The 17,254-nt window shown below is 59.6% G+C and carries 18 protein-coding genes and 1 tRNA gene; 10 read left to right on the top strand and 9 right to left on the bottom strand.

Going from position 1 to position 17,254, the window contains the following annotated elements:
- Positions 1 to 128: 128 nt before the first annotated feature.
- The 4 genes from SIC17_RS12515 to SIC17_RS12530 all read left to right on the top strand — a co-directional run bounded on the left by SIC17_RS12515 (position 129) and on the right by SIC17_RS12530 (position 1,977).
- Positions 129 to 695 carry an HNH endonuclease gene (locus SIC17_RS12515; protein ID WP_291892423.1) on the top strand — a complete coding sequence of 189 codons (567 nt, stop codon included), beginning with the start codon at positions 129 to 131 and terminating at the stop codon, positions 693 to 695.
- 87 nt (positions 696 to 782) lie between these two features.
- Positions 783 to 1,217: a hypothetical protein gene (locus SIC17_RS12520; RefSeq protein WP_412545574.1), complete on the top strand. Its 435-nt coding sequence runs from the start codon at positions 783 to 785 to the stop codon at positions 1,215 to 1,217.
- Positions 1,218 to 1,309: 92 nt separating this feature from the next.
- Positions 1,310 to 1,561 carry a hypothetical protein gene (locus tag SIC17_RS12525; RefSeq protein ID WP_412545575.1) on the top strand — a complete coding sequence of 84 codons (252 nt, stop codon included), beginning with the start codon at positions 1,310 to 1,312 and terminating at the stop codon, positions 1,559 to 1,561.
- The gene (locus tag SIC17_RS12530) at positions 1,558 to 1,977 is read left to right on the top strand and encodes a secondary thiamine-phosphate synthase enzyme YjbQ (protein WP_412545576.1); all 420 of its coding nucleotides are present in this window, start codon (positions 1,558 to 1,560) and stop codon (positions 1,975 to 1,977) included. Before SIC17_RS12525 ends, SIC17_RS12530 begins: the two co-directional genes overlap by 4 nt.
- Before the next feature lie 191 nt (positions 1,978 to 2,168).
- On the opposite strand, the gene SIC17_RS12535 is transcribed toward SIC17_RS12530, so the two are convergent.
- Genes SIC17_RS12535 through SIC17_RS12550 form a run of 4 tightly spaced genes read right to left on the bottom strand, consistent with a single transcriptional unit; the run spans position 2,169 to position 6,245 of the window.
- Positions 2,169 to 4,388 carry an ATP-binding protein gene (locus tag SIC17_RS12535; RefSeq protein ID WP_412545577.1) on the bottom strand — a complete coding sequence of 740 codons (2,220 nt, stop codon included), beginning with the start codon at positions 4,386 to 4,388 and terminating at the stop codon, positions 2,169 to 2,171.
- On the bottom strand, positions 4,363 to 4,596 hold the full coding sequence (locus SIC17_RS12540; protein WP_412545578.1) for a hypothetical protein: 234 nt from the start codon (positions 4,594 to 4,596) through the stop codon (positions 4,363 to 4,365). The genes SIC17_RS12535 and SIC17_RS12540 overlap by 26 nt, the downstream gene beginning before the upstream one ends.
- A gap of 60 nt (positions 4,597 to 4,656) precedes the next feature.
- Positions 4,657 to 5,490: a M23 family metallopeptidase gene (locus SIC17_RS12545; RefSeq protein WP_291892433.1), complete on the bottom strand. Its 834-nt coding sequence runs from the start codon at positions 5,488 to 5,490 to the stop codon at positions 4,657 to 4,659.
- A 2-nt stretch (positions 5,491 to 5,492) separates the two neighbouring features.
- Positions 5,493 to 6,245: a hypothetical protein gene (locus SIC17_RS12550; protein ID WP_291892435.1), complete on the bottom strand. Its 753-nt coding sequence runs from the start codon at positions 6,243 to 6,245 to the stop codon at positions 5,493 to 5,495.
- 201 nt (positions 6,246 to 6,446) lie between these two features.
- Here SIC17_RS12550 and panD point away from each other — a divergent pair, with 201 nt between their 5' ends.
- Complete coding sequence (gene panD, locus SIC17_RS12555; RefSeq protein ID WP_291892437.1) at positions 6,447 to 6,812, top strand: aspartate 1-decarboxylase; 366 nt, start codon at positions 6,447 to 6,449, stop codon at positions 6,810 to 6,812.
- Between the two features lie 2 nt (positions 6,813 to 6,814).
- Here panD and SIC17_RS12560 read toward each other — a convergent pair whose 3' ends face one another.
- Positions 6,815 to 7,525 (bottom strand): SIMPL domain-containing protein, encoded by a 711-nt coding sequence (locus tag SIC17_RS12560; RefSeq protein WP_412545579.1) that lies wholly within the window; start codon positions 7,523 to 7,525, stop codon positions 6,815 to 6,817.
- A gap of 217 nt (positions 7,526 to 7,742) precedes the next feature.
- Here SIC17_RS12560 and SIC17_RS12565 point away from each other — a divergent pair, with 217 nt between their 5' ends.
- Both SIC17_RS12565 and SIC17_RS12570 read left to right on the top strand, forming a co-directional pair.
- The gene (locus tag SIC17_RS12565; RefSeq protein WP_412545580.1) at positions 7,743 to 8,285 is read left to right on the top strand and encodes a YkgJ family cysteine cluster protein; all 543 of its coding nucleotides are present in this window, start codon (positions 7,743 to 7,745) and stop codon (positions 8,283 to 8,285) included.
- Between the two features lie 84 nt (positions 8,286 to 8,369).
- A tRNA-Ile gene (locus SIC17_RS12570) sits at positions 8,370 to 8,446 on the top strand.
- A gap of 113 nt (positions 8,447 to 8,559) precedes the next feature.
- On the opposite strand, the gene SIC17_RS12575 is transcribed toward SIC17_RS12570, so the two are convergent.
- The 3 genes from SIC17_RS12575 to SIC17_RS12585 form a co-directional block, all read right to left on the bottom strand.
- Positions 8,560 to 9,189, bottom strand: coding sequence for a DUF6895 family protein (locus SIC17_RS12575; protein ID WP_291892443.1), 630 nt, complete (start codon positions 9,187 to 9,189; stop codon positions 8,560 to 8,562).
- Between the two features lie 342 nt (positions 9,190 to 9,531).
- The gene (locus SIC17_RS12580) at positions 9,532 to 9,936 is read right to left on the bottom strand and encodes a twin-arginine translocation signal domain-containing protein (protein WP_291892444.1); all 405 of its coding nucleotides are present in this window, start codon (positions 9,934 to 9,936) and stop codon (positions 9,532 to 9,534) included.
- Between the two features lie 22 nt (positions 9,937 to 9,958).
- A complete protein-coding gene (locus SIC17_RS12585) occupies positions 9,959 to 11,413 on the bottom strand; it encodes a radical SAM/SPASM domain-containing protein (protein WP_291892446.1) in 1,455 nt (484 codons plus the stop codon).
- A gap of 901 nt (positions 11,414 to 12,314) precedes the next feature.
- Between SIC17_RS12585 and SIC17_RS12590 the strand changes: the two genes are divergently transcribed.
- Positions 12,315 to 13,025 (top strand): SapC family protein, encoded by a 711-nt coding sequence (locus tag SIC17_RS12590; protein WP_291892448.1) that lies wholly within the window; start codon positions 12,315 to 12,317, stop codon positions 13,023 to 13,025.
- A 242-nt stretch (positions 13,026 to 13,267) separates the two neighbouring features.
- Positions 13,268 to 14,677, top strand: coding sequence for an ATP-binding protein (locus SIC17_RS12595; protein WP_291892449.1), 1,410 nt, complete (start codon positions 13,268 to 13,270; stop codon positions 14,675 to 14,677).
- A gap of 79 nt (positions 14,678 to 14,756) precedes the next feature.
- Here the strand turns inward: SIC17_RS12595 and SIC17_RS12600 are convergent, their stop codons facing one another.
- Positions 14,757 to 15,743: a helix-turn-helix domain-containing protein gene (locus tag SIC17_RS12600; RefSeq protein ID WP_291892451.1), complete on the bottom strand. Its 987-nt coding sequence runs from the start codon at positions 15,741 to 15,743 to the stop codon at positions 14,757 to 14,759.
- Between the two features lie 295 nt (positions 15,744 to 16,038).
- On the opposite strand from SIC17_RS12600, the gene SIC17_RS12605 reads away from it, so the two are divergent.
- Entirely contained in the window at positions 16,039 to 17,070 is a 1,032-nt protein-coding gene (locus SIC17_RS12605) for a S41 family peptidase (RefSeq protein ID WP_412545581.1), read from the top strand.
- Positions 17,071 to 17,254: the final 184 nt, after the last annotated feature.

Below are 17,254 nucleotides of genomic sequence, written 5' to 3' on the forward strand. Positions count from 1 at the left end.
CTTGGGTGTGGTATAATTCCTTTCGGGATTGACCAACAGCCCCAACAGGAGGTGCGCTTTCAGGACCCGGGTCCATCATATGCGCCCCCTCCAAGGCCGTGTTCGCGGTCCTGCCGAGGGAGGTCACCATGCAGGTGCTTAACGCAGCGCCGCAGGGAATGCCCTGTCTCGTTCTGAACGCGGACTATCAACCGCTCAGCTATTATCCATTGTCGACCTGGCCCTGGCAGGAAGCCATCAAGAATGTCTTCCTCGAGCGCGTTGCTGTTGTCTCGCACTATGACGAGGTCGTGCACTCGCCAAGCTTCGAGATGCATGTGCCGTCGGTCGTGGCCTTGCGGGACTATGTCAAACAGGATCGGGCGCCGGCCTTTACGCGGTACAATATCTGGCTGCGGGACGGGTTCCGTTGCGGCTATTGCGGCAAGCAGGGTGTTGAACACCTGACCTTTGATCATGTCATCCCGCGTCGCCAGGGCGGCAAGACCAGCTGGGAAAACATCGTTGCGGCCTGTGGTCCATGCAATCTGAAAAAGGGCGGGCGCACCCCGCGCGAGGCCGGCATGCCGCTGGCCCGACCGCCGCAACGTCCCAACACGCACGAGCTGCAAGCGCAGGGTCGCAAATTCCCGCCGAAATTCCTGCATGAGAGCTGGATGGATTATCTCTACTGGGATGTGGAGCTGGAGCGCTAAGGCGGTGCCCTAGCGGTTTACCTATGAAATCAATTGCACTTTTCAGGCGCTGTAGGCAAACTTGCATCCAAAGGTCGAGAGGGTGGCATGCAGGCTGATACAGAAGAACAGATCGTCAGGGTTCGACCATTGATGCGCGGGTGTGCGGCCGGATTGTTGTTCACGGCGATGATGTCGGTTCCGATATCGGCAAACCTGATGGCCGGGCGCCCGGTCGACGCTGCCTTGCTGACATGGATAACGCCGTTTGCCGTTGGCGCAGCGCTGCTGCCGCTTCACCTTCGTGTCGGCAAACTGGTGTTGTGGTCAGCGCTCTATGTGACCGCCGGGGCGGCCCTTATCGGTATTTGTCTCATGTTGGGTCTGGTCTCGTTTTCCGGATTCACACGGTCTTTCGCGGACACAGGGGGCGACTTGGAGCAGCAATTCGGCACGGTCATCTATGTTGTCGGTGTGTTTGTGGCGCTTCCAAGTATCGGCGTGAAAGCACGTCGGCTTGGCTTCGATTGGTCGTGGTCCTGACCTCGACGCTTCTGCTGGCCTTCGATCACGGCTGAGACGGACCGCTTGACCTCGGCGTCGGCATGTCGCCCCATGGCGCGGGGAGGGCTGGAATGTTCCGAATTATCCGATGGTTGTGTTTCCCGATCGCGCGGTCGCTCGGCTGGTGGCCCATCGCGGTCTACTACGCGCTGCTCATTCCGTTGATTGTCGTGCGCCGGATAATCTATCCATTGCCGCCGGAAGCGCTTGATCGCGTGCCGGTCTGGCTGTTCCCGGCGATCTACGCCTTTGTCCTGGTCGGATTTCCATTGCTGGTTCGCCTGACCAATGCGGACTGGTATAAGGTGCCGACGAAATCATGAGCGTGATCCGTCTTGGCATCGAGACGCGCGGGCAGGGGCTTTATGAGTTTACCGACCAGGCTCATGAGTTCGTGCGCGAGACGGGCTGCGAGGACGGTCTGTTGACCGTATTTGTGCGCCATACCTCCTGTTCCCTGACCATCCAGGAAAATGCCGATCCGGACGTGCAGCGCGATCTCAACGAGTTTTTCCGCCGTCTGGTCCCGCCGGGAAATGACCCGTCCATGCACTGGCTGCGCCACACCATGGAAGGGCCGGACGACATGCCTGCCCATATCAAGGCGGTCCTGAACCAGACTTCGATCGGCATCCCGGTCGTGGAGGGGCGCATGGGATTGGGGACCTGGCAGGGGCTCTATCTGTTTGAGCACCGTGACCAGCCGCATCGTCGCGAAGTGCTCTTGCATCTTGGGTAATGGGCCTTCGAAAAAGAAGAGGACGGACCGCGGGCATGGTCCGTCCTGCAAGCAACGGTTTTGGGGGGCCGTGCTCGATCCGAGGGAAGCGAGCGGGTGAACCCGCCCGGACGATCACGGATGATGCTCCAGGGCTGATGCGCATGTTCTTTGCGTCGTCGATGGCCCGCGGGCCCGTGCTGGAAGCCTGATCAGGCCGATTTGCGACGGGCGACCCGGCGTGCGTGTTCGGTAAAGCGGGCGATTTCCGAACCCAGCTTGTTCGGCTGCATCGGTTTTTCGATATGGCTGTCGAAACCGATCTCATTGTAGTACCGGATCTGTTCCGGCATGGCATTCGCTGTCAGCGCGATGGCCGGGGTACGGGGAAGGTGGTTCTCCTCCTCGATGAGGCGAATCTCCAGCAACGCGTCACTGCCGCACAGAATCGGCATCTGGATATCCATCAACAGGATGTCGAACTTGCCGGCCTGATAGGCGTCGACGGCTTCGCGGCCGTTTTCCACCAGGGTCAGTTCGACATTGAGCTGGTTGAGATAGGCCTGCAGAACGAGGCGGTTGGTTAGATTGTCCTCGGCGGCGAGGATGCGTACCGGCGGTCCGTCCTGGGCCAGCGGTGAGGTCTGGACGACGGCATCACTCTCGCTCTCATCCTCCAGCTCGATCTCGTCGCTCTCCGGAAGCGGGATGAGGACGCAGAAGGTCGTCCCGACCTCCGGCTCGCTCTCGACACTGATTTCGCCGCCCATACTCCTAACCAGGCCATCACAGATCGCAAGTCCCAGTCCCGTGCCTCCAAAACGACGCGTGGTTGACGTGTCCGCCTGGACAAACTTGTCGAAGATACGCGAGGCCTGTTCCTGGCTCATGCCGATGCCGGTATCGCTGACCTCAATGAGAACCAGATCCGGATTATTGGTGCCCGGGGCCTCTCCCAGGCGTACGGTTACACCGCCTTGCCTGGTGAATTTGAGCGCGTTGGAGACCAGATTGTTGATGATCTGCGAGATGCGCAGCGGATCGCCACGGCGGGCCAGCCCGCGCGGATCCCGGCTGGAGATGTCGAGTTTCAGTCCATTCCGGACCGCGACCGGGCCGAACAGGGCTTCAACCTGTTTGGTGATCTCGGACATCTCGAAGGAAGTTTCCTCCAACGGAAATTCTCCGGCCTCGATCTTGGAGAGATCGAGAATGTCGTCGAGCAATTGCATCAGCGTGTCACCGGACCGCACGATGGTACCGATTTTCTCGGCGTGCCGGTCCTCAAGATCCGCCTTGGCGAGAATGCGTGCCATGCCCAGAACGCCATTCATCGGCGTGCGGATCTCGTGGCTCATATTGGCCAGGAATTCCGACTTGGCACGATTGGCCTGTTCCGCCTTGTCCAGGCTCTGCATCAGATCGGATATGTCGCTGATCGAGCCGGCCATGCGCGTCGGTTGGCCACTTTCCTGGACCGCTAGTCCCCGGGCTCTGAACCAGTTGAAACTGCCATCGGCGCGCTGCAGCCTGTAACGAACATCGTACGGCGTACCGTTTTCCAGATGGGTCTTCACCGCCGTCAGCGTCGGGCCGTGATCATCGGGATGCAATGCCCTCTCGAATGAGCTGAATTCATCCGGGAAATGTTTTTGGTCATCATAGCCCAGCAGCTCGCGGAAGCGGGGCGAGAAATAGACCTTGTTGGTGGCGATGTCCCAGTCCCAGATGCCGTCTGCAGATCCGCGAACAGCCAGCTCGAAGCGCTCTTCCTTGGCTCTAATTCGATGATTGGCGTCTTCCTGCGCGCGCAGCATCTGCGTTTTCTGATGATGCGCGAGCAACAGGCTGTGGACTGCTGCACCTGCAAGCGCGGAGAAGATGGTTCCGATCAACAAGATTATGAGCGGGATCGCCGAACGCTCCTGGTCAAGCAATGCCTTGTTCGGGTGAAAACGCGCCATCCAGACCGAGCCCGGAAGGGCGATGGTGGTATTCACCACTGCGTCGCGGCTCGCGGCTTCATCATCGTCGATGATGACTGACCCGCCTTCCAGCAATGTAACCGCAACCAGATCGCCCAGGGCCGTGTCCTTGAACGTCGTGACCAGGCGTTCAATGTCAAACACGGCGACCATCAGACCGTCGAAACGGCCGTTGATGTGCAGCGGGACAAAAGCCAGGAAGCCGACACCGCCCTGAACGAATTCGATTGAGTGGGTTGTATAGGTTTCGCGCGTGGCAACGGCGTTGCGAAGTGCCGTCGCGCGGTTTTCCTCGAACATCAGATCCAGGCCCAGCGCGGCTTCATTGCCGGCGAGGGGTTCGATCCAGGCGACCTGAAAATCGGGATTGGCCCATTCGATGGCCCGGATCTCGTTCTGGTCGACAATGTAGCGCGCGGCGTCATCGCGCCTCGGTTGTCCCGCCATCAGCCTCCCAGCGCCGGGCCAGGCGTTCCAGTTCCGCCAGGTCACGATTGACCCGGTCTTCCATGGCGTACTGGAAGTGGCGCGCACTCTCCTCGAGATGTCGCTCGATCTCGATGTTTTCTTGATGGCGGGCGAGATAGGCAGATGCCGCCGAGATCGCTATCCCCGCGGCAAATACCAACGCTGTCACAAGTGTCTTTCTGGTCATCCGCCTTGCCCCTGTCGCATGGTAGCAAAGCACAACTTGTTTAAATCAAGCTTACCCGGACTAGTCGGTGCCGTTCAGCAGGCGCTCATAGCTGTCGACCAGGGCCAGATAGGGCGGAACATTGGTGTTCTGGATTCCCGAGCCCGTATCTACCGCCATCTTGATTTCGAAATGCAGGTGGATCGTCGTCGGCGTGCCATTGAACTCGTTGGATACAAAACCCAGGCGTTCGCCGCGCGTGACACGGTCACCGGGGGAGACCTGCAGGCTGCTGGCTTCGAGGTGGAGATAGGTGTAGCGCACACCATCATCCGTGGTCAGGCGGACCGAATAGGATCCGATCGAGGTGATCGTGCCGTCATCGGCAGCGACCGCCCAATGCACGGCATCCTGGCAGGTAGCAGGACGGATGTCCTGACCCTGGTGGCCGGTGCCGCTGGGGCACATCGGCGTGGAATAGCCCCGCGTTTCGCAGAAATTATCCCGCCAAGCATAGGCGTAGTTGTTGTCATTACACTGACCGCCAGCCGGGCCGAGGTAACCGCCATAGCCGTAAACCTGGCTGTTGGCATAGGCCTGGGCCGCTTCCATCGGGAAGCGCATGCCCGGCGCGTAATTTACCTGGGTCGTCTGGCCGGTGCCGGAATCTGGCGTCAGATCTCCCGGCGGCATGTAGGCGAATTCCTCGCCGGCATCATCAAGCGGCACGCTCGGCTCCGGCTCCGGTTCGGGTTCCGGGTCCTCGACCGGGTCTTCCGGCTCAGGGGCCGGTTCCTCAGCGGGCGGCGAATCGGCAGGTTCTGCGCCTTCATCGAGCGGCGGCCACCAGATCATGGCGGCAATGCCCGCCGTAGCGACCAGGGCAGCCAGGGTAAGTTCAGTGGAACGAGACATGACTATTCTCCTTCCTCTGGTGAGCCGGCGACAATGCCGATATTTTCAACGAGATCGCGACCATATTCCAGCTCCGAACAGCGGTCATCCGAGAGCGGAAACTCGCATTCGATCGTTATGGAATAGGCCGCGCCATAGCGGTTGAAATTGACCTCGACGCCATATTCGGTGCGGGAGATCCGGTAGCCGTCCGGATCCTGTGCGCGCAGTCGTCGCAGGGTGACCGGGTCGGGCGCTTCGGTATGTGCGAGGCGCGTTCCGAACACTTCAATCAGAATGCCGGGCGCGTTAATCGATGCTGTATAGAAGTCCTCCTGGGGAAACAGGAAGACGCGCGGAGTGTTGGCGAGCCGCAGTGTCGCGTTGGGTGGCAGCAGGACCGGCAGACGCGTCCGGGCGACCTGGGCAGCCTCGTTATTGGACGGGCGCGGGAAGGTCTGCGGCAGGCGAGCCGCAGTCGTGAAATTGTCGGAGAATTGTGCGTTCTGGCGTTGCAGGTCTTCGCGGACCTGACCCCAGTCGATCGGCATCACGCGCGGCCGGTCCGGACGTGGTGGTCGGGGTTGGAATGCCGTGGCCACGGAGAGCGTTGCCGGGCGAATGCGGCTGGCCTGGAGCTGTCCTGCCTGGGGCGAGACAGCACGTTCGCGCGCGGTGCTCGTACGTTCCTGGGCCTGGGCGATATTGGCTGGCGTGGACGTGGACAGAAGTGCCACCGCCAGCATCGATATTCCCAAGTTTAGCCGAGATTTCATATCAGCCTCCCCACCAGTTCAACGTATACCGTTTATGCATGTTTAGCATGAATGGCGGATGACGAACCAAGTATAGTTGGGTTCATCACGAATTTCGCCGCACTTGTGTTGCAGGCTTGTTCGGAACATCAGTGTCACAATGTTGAAATTGACCGCCGGGCACGTTATGTGCGGCGCAGCAAGAGTATTGGAGTTCGCGTGATGCGCCTCACCATGATGAAGACGAAATTGCACCGGGCTGTCGTGACCCAGGCAGACCTGCACTACGAAGGTTCGATCTCCATCGACAAGGACCTGCTGGACGCTGCCGGCATCCTCAATAACGAGCAGGTCGACGTTCTCAACATCAATAATGGCGAGCGTTTCACGACCTATGCCATTGAGGCTCCGCGTGGCAGCCGTACGTTTGGCATCAATGGCGCTGCTGCCCGACTGGCACAGCCGGGCGATCGCATCATTGTTGTGGCCTATGCCGAGATGGACGCCGCCGAGGCGGAAGTCTGGGACCCGACTGTCGTCCTGCTGGACGAACACAACCAGGTTGTGACCCCGTCCAGGGCGGCGTGAGCCTAACCGTTCGAGATACAGAAATCCGCATGCACTGAAGCGCTGAGCGTTAACTCGCCGGCGGCAACAGGCGTGTCTGCCATCGCGCTCGCTTCCATACGCATCATGGTGTTGGCATACATCGGCTGCGGCATGGCCTGGTTCTCGCTCATGCGGACAATCCCGCACAATTCCAGACCTGCTGCGCTGGCATAAAGCTCGGCCTTTTCCATCAGGCGCTGAACCGCCATGCGGCGTGCCTGGTCGAGGTCGTCAGCGGTGTCCTCGGCGCCAAAGCTCACGCTCTGGATATTGTTGGCGCCGGCGCCGACCATCGCATCGACCACATCACCGACATTGTCCAGATCACGCACCCGCGCCGAGACGATATTCTGGGCGGTATAACCCGTCAGTCGACGTTCGGTGCGACGATCATCCCACTCATAATGAGGTTGCAATGTCAGGCTGGCCGTCTGCATGTCACGGCGGTCAACGCCTTCACGGCGCAGGGCCGTGAAGACCGCATTCATCAGCTGCGCATTCTCGCGCACGGCGGCCTGCGCCGTCGGCGCCGTCACCACGACGCCTGAACGGACAGTCGCGAATTCCGGTTCGATCTGGACTTCCGCTGTCGCGGACAGCGACAGGGTCGGCTGGGTGGCAGGTGTCTCCTGGGCCAAGGCAGAAGCGCTGGCAGAAACAATCAGGCTGGCGGCGATAAGCGGTCGGAACATGGTCACTCTCCGGGTTGCACGCATGAAGCGAAGTCATCCTAAGCGATCAACCCGGCATTGTCTTGTCGGTATCGATCACCCGATCTGTCCATCCTCCTAGCTGCCCAATCCTGCCGCCAAGCTGAACCGGACGGCCATTTTCCTGCCGCATGTCTGTTTTGGACTTGCCCGGGGCGGACAAATGTCTGACCGTCCCGCCTGTCCAGGGGAGGGGATAATGTCCGATAATCCATGTCTGGCCTGCCCGGTCGACCAGGCCTGTTGCCGCGAGCTCGACTGGATGCGCCTCAGCCCGGCCGAGTTCGATCGTGTTTTCGGCGATGTCGCCGATCAGATGGAGTGCAAGCCGGAAGGCCCCTTCCTGCTGGTGCGCGCCCGCAACAAGGCGTCCTGCCCGCGCTGGGAAGGTCAATGCACCGTCTATGAACAGCGTCCGATGGAATGCCGTCTCTATCCGCAGGCCATTGGCAGTGTCTTTGATGGCCGCGAAATGGTGCTCTCTGTTCATGGCGAAACGCCATGCCCCTGGCGCGACCGGCTGCGCGGTTCTGACAATCTCGCCACGGACATGGTCCGCGACCTGGGACGCGAGCTCGCCCGCGACGGTCAGCCGGTCCGCGTGGTTCGCGAGGAAGGACCGGGCAAGCTGGAAATCACCTGGCGTCGTCTCCTTCGCAAGCTGTTCGGTTTCGGTCGCTACGAAAACGCGCAGTACCACCCCGTCATTGACCTCGCAGCCCTGCTGCGCGGCCGCCGCTGACTGCACTTGCTGATCCACAAGCGCACACAATGGCTTGGCGGGCCGAATAAAGGGCGATAACCATGACAAGCTTACCAAGCGAGCGGGCCTGTAGCTCAATTGGTTAGAGCCGGCGGCTCATAACCGCTTGGTTGGGGGTTCGAGTCCCTCCGGGCCCACCATTCTTTTCAAGCTCCGTTTCGAGCGCGGACCGTACGAAATTGATTGTCGGTGTTGACGCTCAGGGCGCCGTGCCGTGGTGTGAACTGGCAAGTTTGGGGCTGTTTCGGTGGTGTCAGGGCACCGGACTCTGTTCACACAAGGTCCCGTACTGGACAGACTTCCAGTAATCGAGTGCCCATACGGCCATCATGACACGATGATAGGCACCAAGTTCCGAGGTGATCTCGCAGCCCTTTGCCTCGCCGGACAGGGGGGCGTTTGGCTCACTGGAGTCGTTGGGCCCCCATGAGCCATCTTCAAGCTGAGCACTCGCGAGATGATCGAGTGCACGCTCTATAAAGGGGTCAACTTGCTGGGGCCGGGCCATGAGAAGAGCGAGGACTATTTCGCTTACGAGATCCCAGTCTTCCACCGCAAGTACAAGTTCGAGCTGGCCCAGGGCTCGCTCCAACAGCCCGTCGCTCCACGCGATCTGGGTGCCGCCGGCCCAGGACAAATCCCTGTTGCCAAAATCCGTAAGGTAATAAATCCAGTGTGTTGCATCATACAGGGCTGGACGATTGGCGTGTGTAAACAAGGCTTCCGTGTACGCAAGGTGACGGAAGTGTTTCCAGGAGGGAAGGGAAGAGTGGAGTCCATGTCCTTCCATAGCCCATTTGAGTTCGGCGAAACGCATTGGCGACCGCGCTGTGTAGATCGCTTCCGGGCGGTTCATCCATGCCTCGACGACTGTGTCAGGCAAGATCCGTCTGCTTGTCTCGAAGCCGATCGCGCGCCGCATTATGAGGTGTGCAGGGAGGCAGAGCGGGTGTCCGGTCTCCGGGAAGAGGTGCAGCCCGGTTGAGCTGTAGGCGGAAGACAATGCGTTCCGAATGGCCCGGACAAGTCCCGACACTCCCTCGGAAGCATTATTCGCTATGCAGAAAACGGCCAGATCTGCGAGGCAGGTCTGGTGGTATTCGCAAGGAGAATGCCTGCAGTCGCGTGGCACAAGCATATCGAGTCGGCATTCCAGCCAACGCGACGCCCGGTCTCGGGACAGGGACAGAAGCGTCGAGACCGGGCGTCCATCATCGGGCATGGGTCAGTACCTTCTGCCGCGATTATTGTTTAGCGGACGTTGAATGTCCCGCATCGAGTTTGTAACGCCAGCGCGGTCGAGCACGCCGATCTGCTGGGAACTCAGTGCGGAGGCGTTTACACCGCAGCCCACTATGGCGAGCCACGCATCCGGTGGCGTGTTGGGGTTGAGGCCGAGCCGGGTCAGGATTTCGGCGCGGTCTACAGGGGTGCCGCCCGGCATCATTGCTCTGGCCTGGGGATTGATGGCCAGGCTGTCCGCGCTGTTGTTCTGGATGGCCCGCAGCGCGCTTGGATCGATTTGGCGCTGGGGTTGCCGTATTTGAGCTTCCGCACTGCTCCCGAGCGCCGCGGCCCCCGCGGCGACGGATGCGCCCACCATGAAATCTCGCCTTGATTTTTCAGTCATGATTTTCCTCCTTGGCAGTGAACTATTTTTCTGACGGTGCAGATGCGAGTGCATGAGTGATCTGGCGCTCAGAGTGTTCAGAGAGAGCAGCCCTGAAAGTGCGTTCGAAATCATCGCAATAGGCGTTGTAAATGTCGCCTGTGTTGTACTCCGCGTACTGTGCGCAACCACCTCCGCAAACCAGTGCATAGCGGCATCTCTGGCAGGTTGGCAGGGTTTCAATGCTTCTTGAGAACCAGCGCTCGGTTGCCTTTTCGTCCAGGCTGAGACTCTTGTCCGGCCCATAGGCGCCTATGCGGCTGCAGGCCTTGCCGACTGACTCCCAGCACGCATAGACGTGCCCGTCCGCGGCCATGATGAAATTCCCGGTATTGGCCGAACAAAATGTGCTTTTGAGGCCGAACCGGGCGTTTTCATTGAATACCGGCCCCATGGCGCGTTCAGCATGGATAGCCGGCGCGCTCGTGAAGACATTGTCAAACTCCCGACATCGGTCGTTCAGGGCAGTAACAATATCACCGTGGTCAATCTCGGCATGGACAGTGCCTTCAACGTCCTTGTCGTAGACGGTGTTGGCGTAAATGATCACCTGCGGATGATCGATCCAGCCCCTCAATGCGAAGTCCGAGATGATGGTATCGAAGTGGTGAATGTTTGAAGGGTCGACGTGCACGCGGATCTGGATCTGGGCATCGGTCTGCTCGAGTGCGAGGTCGATATTCGCGACAATCTTGTCAAACGAGCTCTCCTTGCCGATGTAAACCCTGCGCTTGTCATGGATATCCTTGGGGCCATCGATCGAAATCTGGACCTGCTCTATGCCACCAGACCCGATGAGCTCGAGGAACGCTTCCAGGTCGTGTCCATTTGTAATGCAGGCAAAGTGATGCCCTGCGGCCTGACCGCTACGGACGATGTGCGTGACAACATCCAAATTGGCACGATCCAACGGCTCTCCGCCATAGAGCACTATCTGCCCGCCAGGGGGTTGTCCGCGGGTCTTCTTGATTTCTGCAATCGCCGCCAGAGCTGCATCCGCCTGCTCCCGGCTCATCACCACATTCCCCTTGTGGTGGGAAATTTCACCACTCGTGCTCTTGAGCGCGTTTTGCATCGGGCGCTCGAAGCAATAAGTGCAACGGTAATTGCAGTCGAGATTGGGAACGATCATGAAGGCAGGCTTGGAATGCAGGGCGTCGTGGAGTGCGCCGGCTAAGTTCACCACGTTTTCCTGCTCTTCGGCACGGGACATTTCGACCAGATGCCCGCGGTCATACCATTCTTTCTTGAGTGGAAGCGGCAAGGTTCCAATCACTTCCTCAATAGCCGCTTCGTTGCGGGGGTGGAGCGCGTTGGCCAGTGGCGCACCGATACGCTCGGAAATGAAATCCATGGAGCCCGAAAGCCCGTTCATCAGAACATAACCGCCGCTCGGGAGACGGGTTGAAAGGATGGTGTAGGAGCTGAGTCTGAACATGGGCGGCACCGACTGTTGATGTGTCCAAGCATTGAGTCGTCGGAAAAAGTTCGTTTTCAATATTGAAAACAGAAAATATTGTTACTATTTGTCGGGAATTTCAAAATGCGAAATATTAATTGCGAAAGGCATCATATTTGTTTGCAATATGCGATTTGGGGCCTGTCAGAGCGTTGTGCTGATCATTAAGCTGGCGACAGCCTTTTCAGCCAGGTTTGCTTCCCGGCGTCACGCGAAGTGTCGCCTGCCTGTTTTCGATCGGCTTGCGTTTCGCGTCTTCCCGCTCGTTATGGTGGCTGCTCGCCCCTCATGGTCTCACACTGTGAAATACAGCTCGCTAACCCCCTCTGGAGTGGGGCGCACAGCTTCGTGCGGCTGAATAGGTTGCTTCTACTTTTGAGATTCGCGACCAGTGATGTTGCCGGGCAAGTCTATAACCTGATCGCAAGGGCAGGCCTTCTCCTACACGTCCCGGCGGTCGTGGTTCGCGGCCCGCGATCAACCATCTGAAAAAATTGGTTAAACAAGCGTTTCGGTATACGCGCGACTGCATGAGCCAGCTTGCAGAAAGCATAACTCCGAACCTGATGTACTACTCTTGGTCGAAGACACTTTCCGCGAACCCAATTGAACAACATCGGTCAATTCGACAGACGATGACTTTGCCGACACATTGATTTGTCTGGTGTGTATACCTTCATCCAGGCCCACCACATCTGTCAGCGAGTTCACGCAAGCGGAACTGCGGCGGTGTCGCCTGGCGCTGGTCAGTTCGTTGCGGGGGGCTGCTTTTCCGGAGCGGGGCGGTGAGGCGCTATGACCTTATCAACTGCGGCAAGGGCTTTCGCCCGCGCATAATTTGATCACAATCGCGACATGTAGCGTATCGAGAGAGACACACATGGCCCGTTATGAATTCCTGAGCAATGAAACCCACTCCGCTGTCCGGGTGACCGACCGGTTCGGTGATGATTGTGGCAGCAATGTTCACATGGTGCCGGTGTCCGTTGCAGAGCTGGCGCCCCTGGTTGCGAACTACCCGGTTTTCCTGAGCCGGGACGAGGAAACCGGTGCGTTTCTGATGACGGCGGTCCTCGGCTTTTTCGAGGGTGAAAACCTCTTCCTTGATGGCACGAAATGGGATGCGCCCTATCAACCGCTGCAGGCCCAGGTCGGGCCCTTTTCCGTGGTCGAAACCGGTGACGCCGCGAACGGACAGCTCGCAATTCGCATCGACATGGATGATCCGCGAGTGACCGAGGAGGGGGGCGAGGCCCTGTTTCTGGCGGACGGAAACCAGGCCGATTACATGAAGCGTAAGACTGCGGTCATTTCGACGATCATCAAGGATTTGAACGCAACAGATGCCTTTGTTGCGGCCTGTCACGAGAATGATCTCCTCGATCCGATCCAGCTCCAGGTGTCGTTCAAGGACAAGTCCACTGTCCGGTTTGACGGCCTGTTTTCGATTGACCACGAAAAACTCTCGGCCCTCAGCGGTGATGCGCTGGCGAAGTTTCATGCCGCAGGCCATCTGCGAGCGGCCTATTATATGACGGCCTCACTCGGTCAGGTTCAAAACCTGATCCGGCGCAGAAATGCCCGCCTGTAAGCGTTTCTGACCGCCTGCCGGAACGTGTTTGACCTGTCTTCCTCCCGTTACCTGGCGGGGGAGACAGGGCCACTTCGATTGACCCGCGCCCAGTCGAGGCCGCCCACCGCGGCGCGGGCGTAGAGGGATCGATCAACGACGCCGTTTTCATCGACAACAACCATTTATCAATACGAATGCCCAACCCTGGCGCCACGGATCTCTGTTGGATCGCGCGAGCCCGGCTCGAAGGGAGAGGCGTTGTGAGCAAAGCTGAACATTCCGGACAGGACCGAGCGCGGCTCGTGGAGCTCGCTGGCATGGTTTGTGTGTTGGGCGGGGCCGGCCTGATCGTCTCTGCCTCCGTCATGGGTTTCATGGGCGGGCAGGTCGTTGCCTGGCATCTGGGGCTGGCGCTGGCCGGTGGCCTTGTCCTCGTGGCGGGATTTGTCCTGCTGGCCCGGCTTCTCGTCTCGCTGCGAAAGACCTATCGCGCGGCGCGCGTGGCAGAGGGAAATACCGCATCCTTCCTGGCCAGTATGAGCCATGAATTGCGCACGCCGATGACGGGCGTGATCGGGCTGTCCGAACTGCTCATTCGGTCCGAACTCAATCCCAAACAGCAGGAACTGGCGAGCGGATTGAAAGCGGCCGGCGAGTCCATGATCTCGGTGATCAATGACGTGTTGGACATGTCCAAGATCGAAGCCGGCATGCTGGAAGTGGAGAGTATCGACTTTGACCCGCTGGAACTTCTGGAGAGCGTTGAGCGCCTGTTCACGCCGCTGGCGGAGAAGAAAGGGCTCGAACTGTCGGTCGAGTGTCACGAGGGTGCTGATGTGACCTTCCGGGGCGATCCCGCACGCATCTACCAGGTCCTGAACAATCTGATGTCCAATGCCATCAAGTTCACCCGGGATGGGGGTATCCGTCTGACTTGTCGTCTGAACGTCGGCGCCAACGGTCAGATCCTCCAGTTCAGTGTCACCGACACCGGTCTCGGTATGGACGAGAAGACCCTGCTGCGTGTTTTCGAGCCGTACAAGCAGGCGGAAAGCTCGACCGCCCGGGAATATGGCGGAACCGGTCTCGGGCTCAGCATCTCGCGCCGCCTCGCCAATCTGCTCGGTGGCGACCTGCTGGCGACCTCGGAGCCCGGAGTTGGCTCGACCTTCCATCTGTCCATCCCTGCGTCGCACGCCGAGCCGGTGGTCGACAAGCCTGTCGACCGGAACGAGGCGGAGGCTGCCTGCCGGGCGATTGTTCCGGAGGGGCTGCGCATCATGGTCGTCGATGATGTGACCACCAATCGAATGGTCATCAAGGCTATGCTCGAGCGTTATCAGGCGTCTGTCATGCTCTTTGCTGACGCATTTGCACTGGCGGATGCCTATGAAAACGAGCCCTGCGATCTTGTGCTGACAGATATCCAGATGCCCGGAATGGATGGTTTCGAGCTGACCAGCCGCATCCGGGAGTACGAGGACCGGACACAGCAGGCGCCCGTGCCAATCTTTGCCATCACAGCAAATGTGATCGGTCAGGACACTCAGCGCTATTATGACGCCGGCATGAATGGTTTCATCAACAAGCCGCTGGTGCTGGCGGACCTGGAATCGGCACTGGTCAGCGCTGCTCCCATGAAACAATCCGGAGAAGTCGAGCTCTTCTGAGCCGCGTATCACCCTGCTTACGTGTCTCGGGCGCCAAGGCGGTTGGGGCTCTGTGCCGCTGCCAGCCCCGGGGGCGGGGTCAGTCCAGATCTGCGGCGTCTTGCGTGACGTCGCCGGCCTGTTTGCGATCGGCGAGGGGTGTGACGCCAGCGTGTTGTTTGAAAGCCCTGTTGAAGTTGGATTTGGTGTTGAAACCGGAGGCCAGCATGATGTCGAAAACGCTCTCCCCATCGTGCTCCGCTGAAGCCAGCATGCCCATCGCGTTCTGGATCCGCAGCCGGTTTACATAGTCCGAGAAATTGCTGTTGGTGCAGGCATTGATGGCCTGGGAGACAAGCACCGGATTGACCAGCAGCTGTCGGCCGAGCTGTTTGACCGTCAGCCCCGGGCGCAGATAGGCCTGGCTGGATTGCATATGTTCATCAATCCGCGACATCATCTCTCGCATGGAAATATCGGCATCCGGCGAGTGGGCAGCGGATAGCTCGATTTCTTCGGCGCTGATGCCCTCAAACAAGCGCCGATACTGCAGGCCGTGCAGGATGAACAGGTTCACCATCGCGGCCAGTCCCAGAAAGACGAATAGTTCGGCTGTCTGGCTGGCCTGGTGATTGCCGGCCGCGCCCAGGCCGGAACTGACAGTGTTGACGAGGAGGATGATGCACTGAATGGCCAGCAGACGCCTCAGCCAGGTCAGTTTGAGGTCCTCAAAATCCGTGCGCGTCTGTTCGAGCGTGCGATGAAGGCGGGTGATCAGTCGCCAGGTCATGAAGCTGTAGATCGCGATGCTCGACAGGATGCCGAAGGCAAAGACAAAGATACTGACAGCCACCGTTGAGGAGATGAGGAAGGCCATGACTGGCGCAAGCGCGTGGAGCAGGTCAGGCGCGCTGGCCCGGCTGTCCGCCAGGGACAGGCTGCGTGTGTAGAGATAGATCAGCGGGCCGTAACAAAATCCCAGTGCGATCGCGAGGCTCGACAGGTTCAGGGACGTCCATCCGGCATGAACAAGGTTGATGCCCATGTGCGCGCTCAGAATGACCAGGCACAGGAACCGATTGGCCACGGTGCGCAATCGACCGCTCAGCACCAGATAGCTGACGAACGGGCCGACTGCAGAATGATCACGATTTGAAGGGTACGGAAAACGTCTTCCAAGACCGGGCCCCGACGAGTTGATCGATCAGCGCTCAGGGTCGACCAATCCGCTGCTCCCGGCAAGCTCCGGGTGCGTTATGGAGGAACGCTTCGCAAGGCCCGCGCGCCAAAAGTTCTAAATCGCGATTCAGGTCGACCGTGTGAGCGAGACGGCGCTAGCACAGGGGTGTCGAACAACACTTCCCACCTTCCAGAAGTTATGAATGAAGATCATTAGACAGGGCCGCGCAGCAACTGCACTGGCACTGGCTACTGCAGCCAGCGTGCTTGCTGTGCCCGCGGGTGTAGCGGCCCAGAACGAGGCCGGTTTCCGTCCCGTCGTTGCGCAGATGGAGGCGGTTCTGCAGGCGCATCATTTCAATCGCGATGAGCTGGAGGGGGAGCGATATGACACCACGCTTGCCGCGCTCTATGCCGTTGCGGATGAGGCGCCCGACCAGGAAGCCTTCCTGGCAGGGTTTCAAGAGATCTGGAGCGATGGGCCCTTCTCCCATGTGAATCTGGTCGCCAGCGACAATACGTCAGAGGCGATGAGCGCCTTTTTTGACAGCATGAATGCCGGACCCGACGCGGTGCAGCTGCGGTGGGACGAGGATGTTGCCGTGTTGAGTATCCACACGATGATGGGCCAGGACACGATTACGGCCATCGAGGCTGCAATAGATGAAGTTGCGGCACGTGATGCCGACGCACTGATTATTGATCTGAGGCGTAATGAGGGCGGGGCTCTCGCGATGCGCCCGACGGTCGCCGGAGTGATCGATACGCCTCTGGACGCGGGTTACTTCATCTCGAGACGCTGGACGGATCAGCATGACCGCCTTCCCGGTCGCCAAGAACTTGCAGCGCTGGAGGCCTGGTCAGGATGGTCTATCCGAGCGTTCTGGAACGACATCGTCGACCAGGCTGTCATCCGGGTCCGGTTTGAACCGGCAGAGACGGTTTATCACGGCGAGGTTTTTGTGCTGACCAGCGAAACGACGGCCAGTGCCGCTGAAATGGCGGTCGAGGCGCTTCAGGCGTCTGGACGAGCTCAGGTGGTCGGCGAGCCAACAGCGGGAGAAATGCTCTCCCAGAAACCCTTTGATCTGGATGGAGGATGTCTGTTGTTCCTCCCGATCGCTGACTATTACTCGCTGGCCAGCGGCCGCATCGAGGGCAATCCTGTTCAGCCGGACGTAGCGGTGGAGGCAGGCCAGGCGCTCGCCCGCGCGCTGGAGCTGGCGCGGCACTGATGTGGCGGGGACAGGCCCGGAGCCTGCCCGTACGCGAACAGGATCGACAGCAAAGCGCGGCTAGATGTCTGGACCGCGGATGCTTGCCGCCTGCTCGTATTGCTCGCTGACTTGAACCCAAAACTTTGGCATTGCATGGTCGTCTGCGCCCGGGACATCGAGGTGCGCTCGTTTTGGAGCTTCA

The organism is Maricaulis sp. MIT060901 (genome assembly GCF_047123815.1).
Lineage (GTDB): Bacteria > Pseudomonadota > Alphaproteobacteria > Caulobacterales > Maricaulaceae > Maricaulis.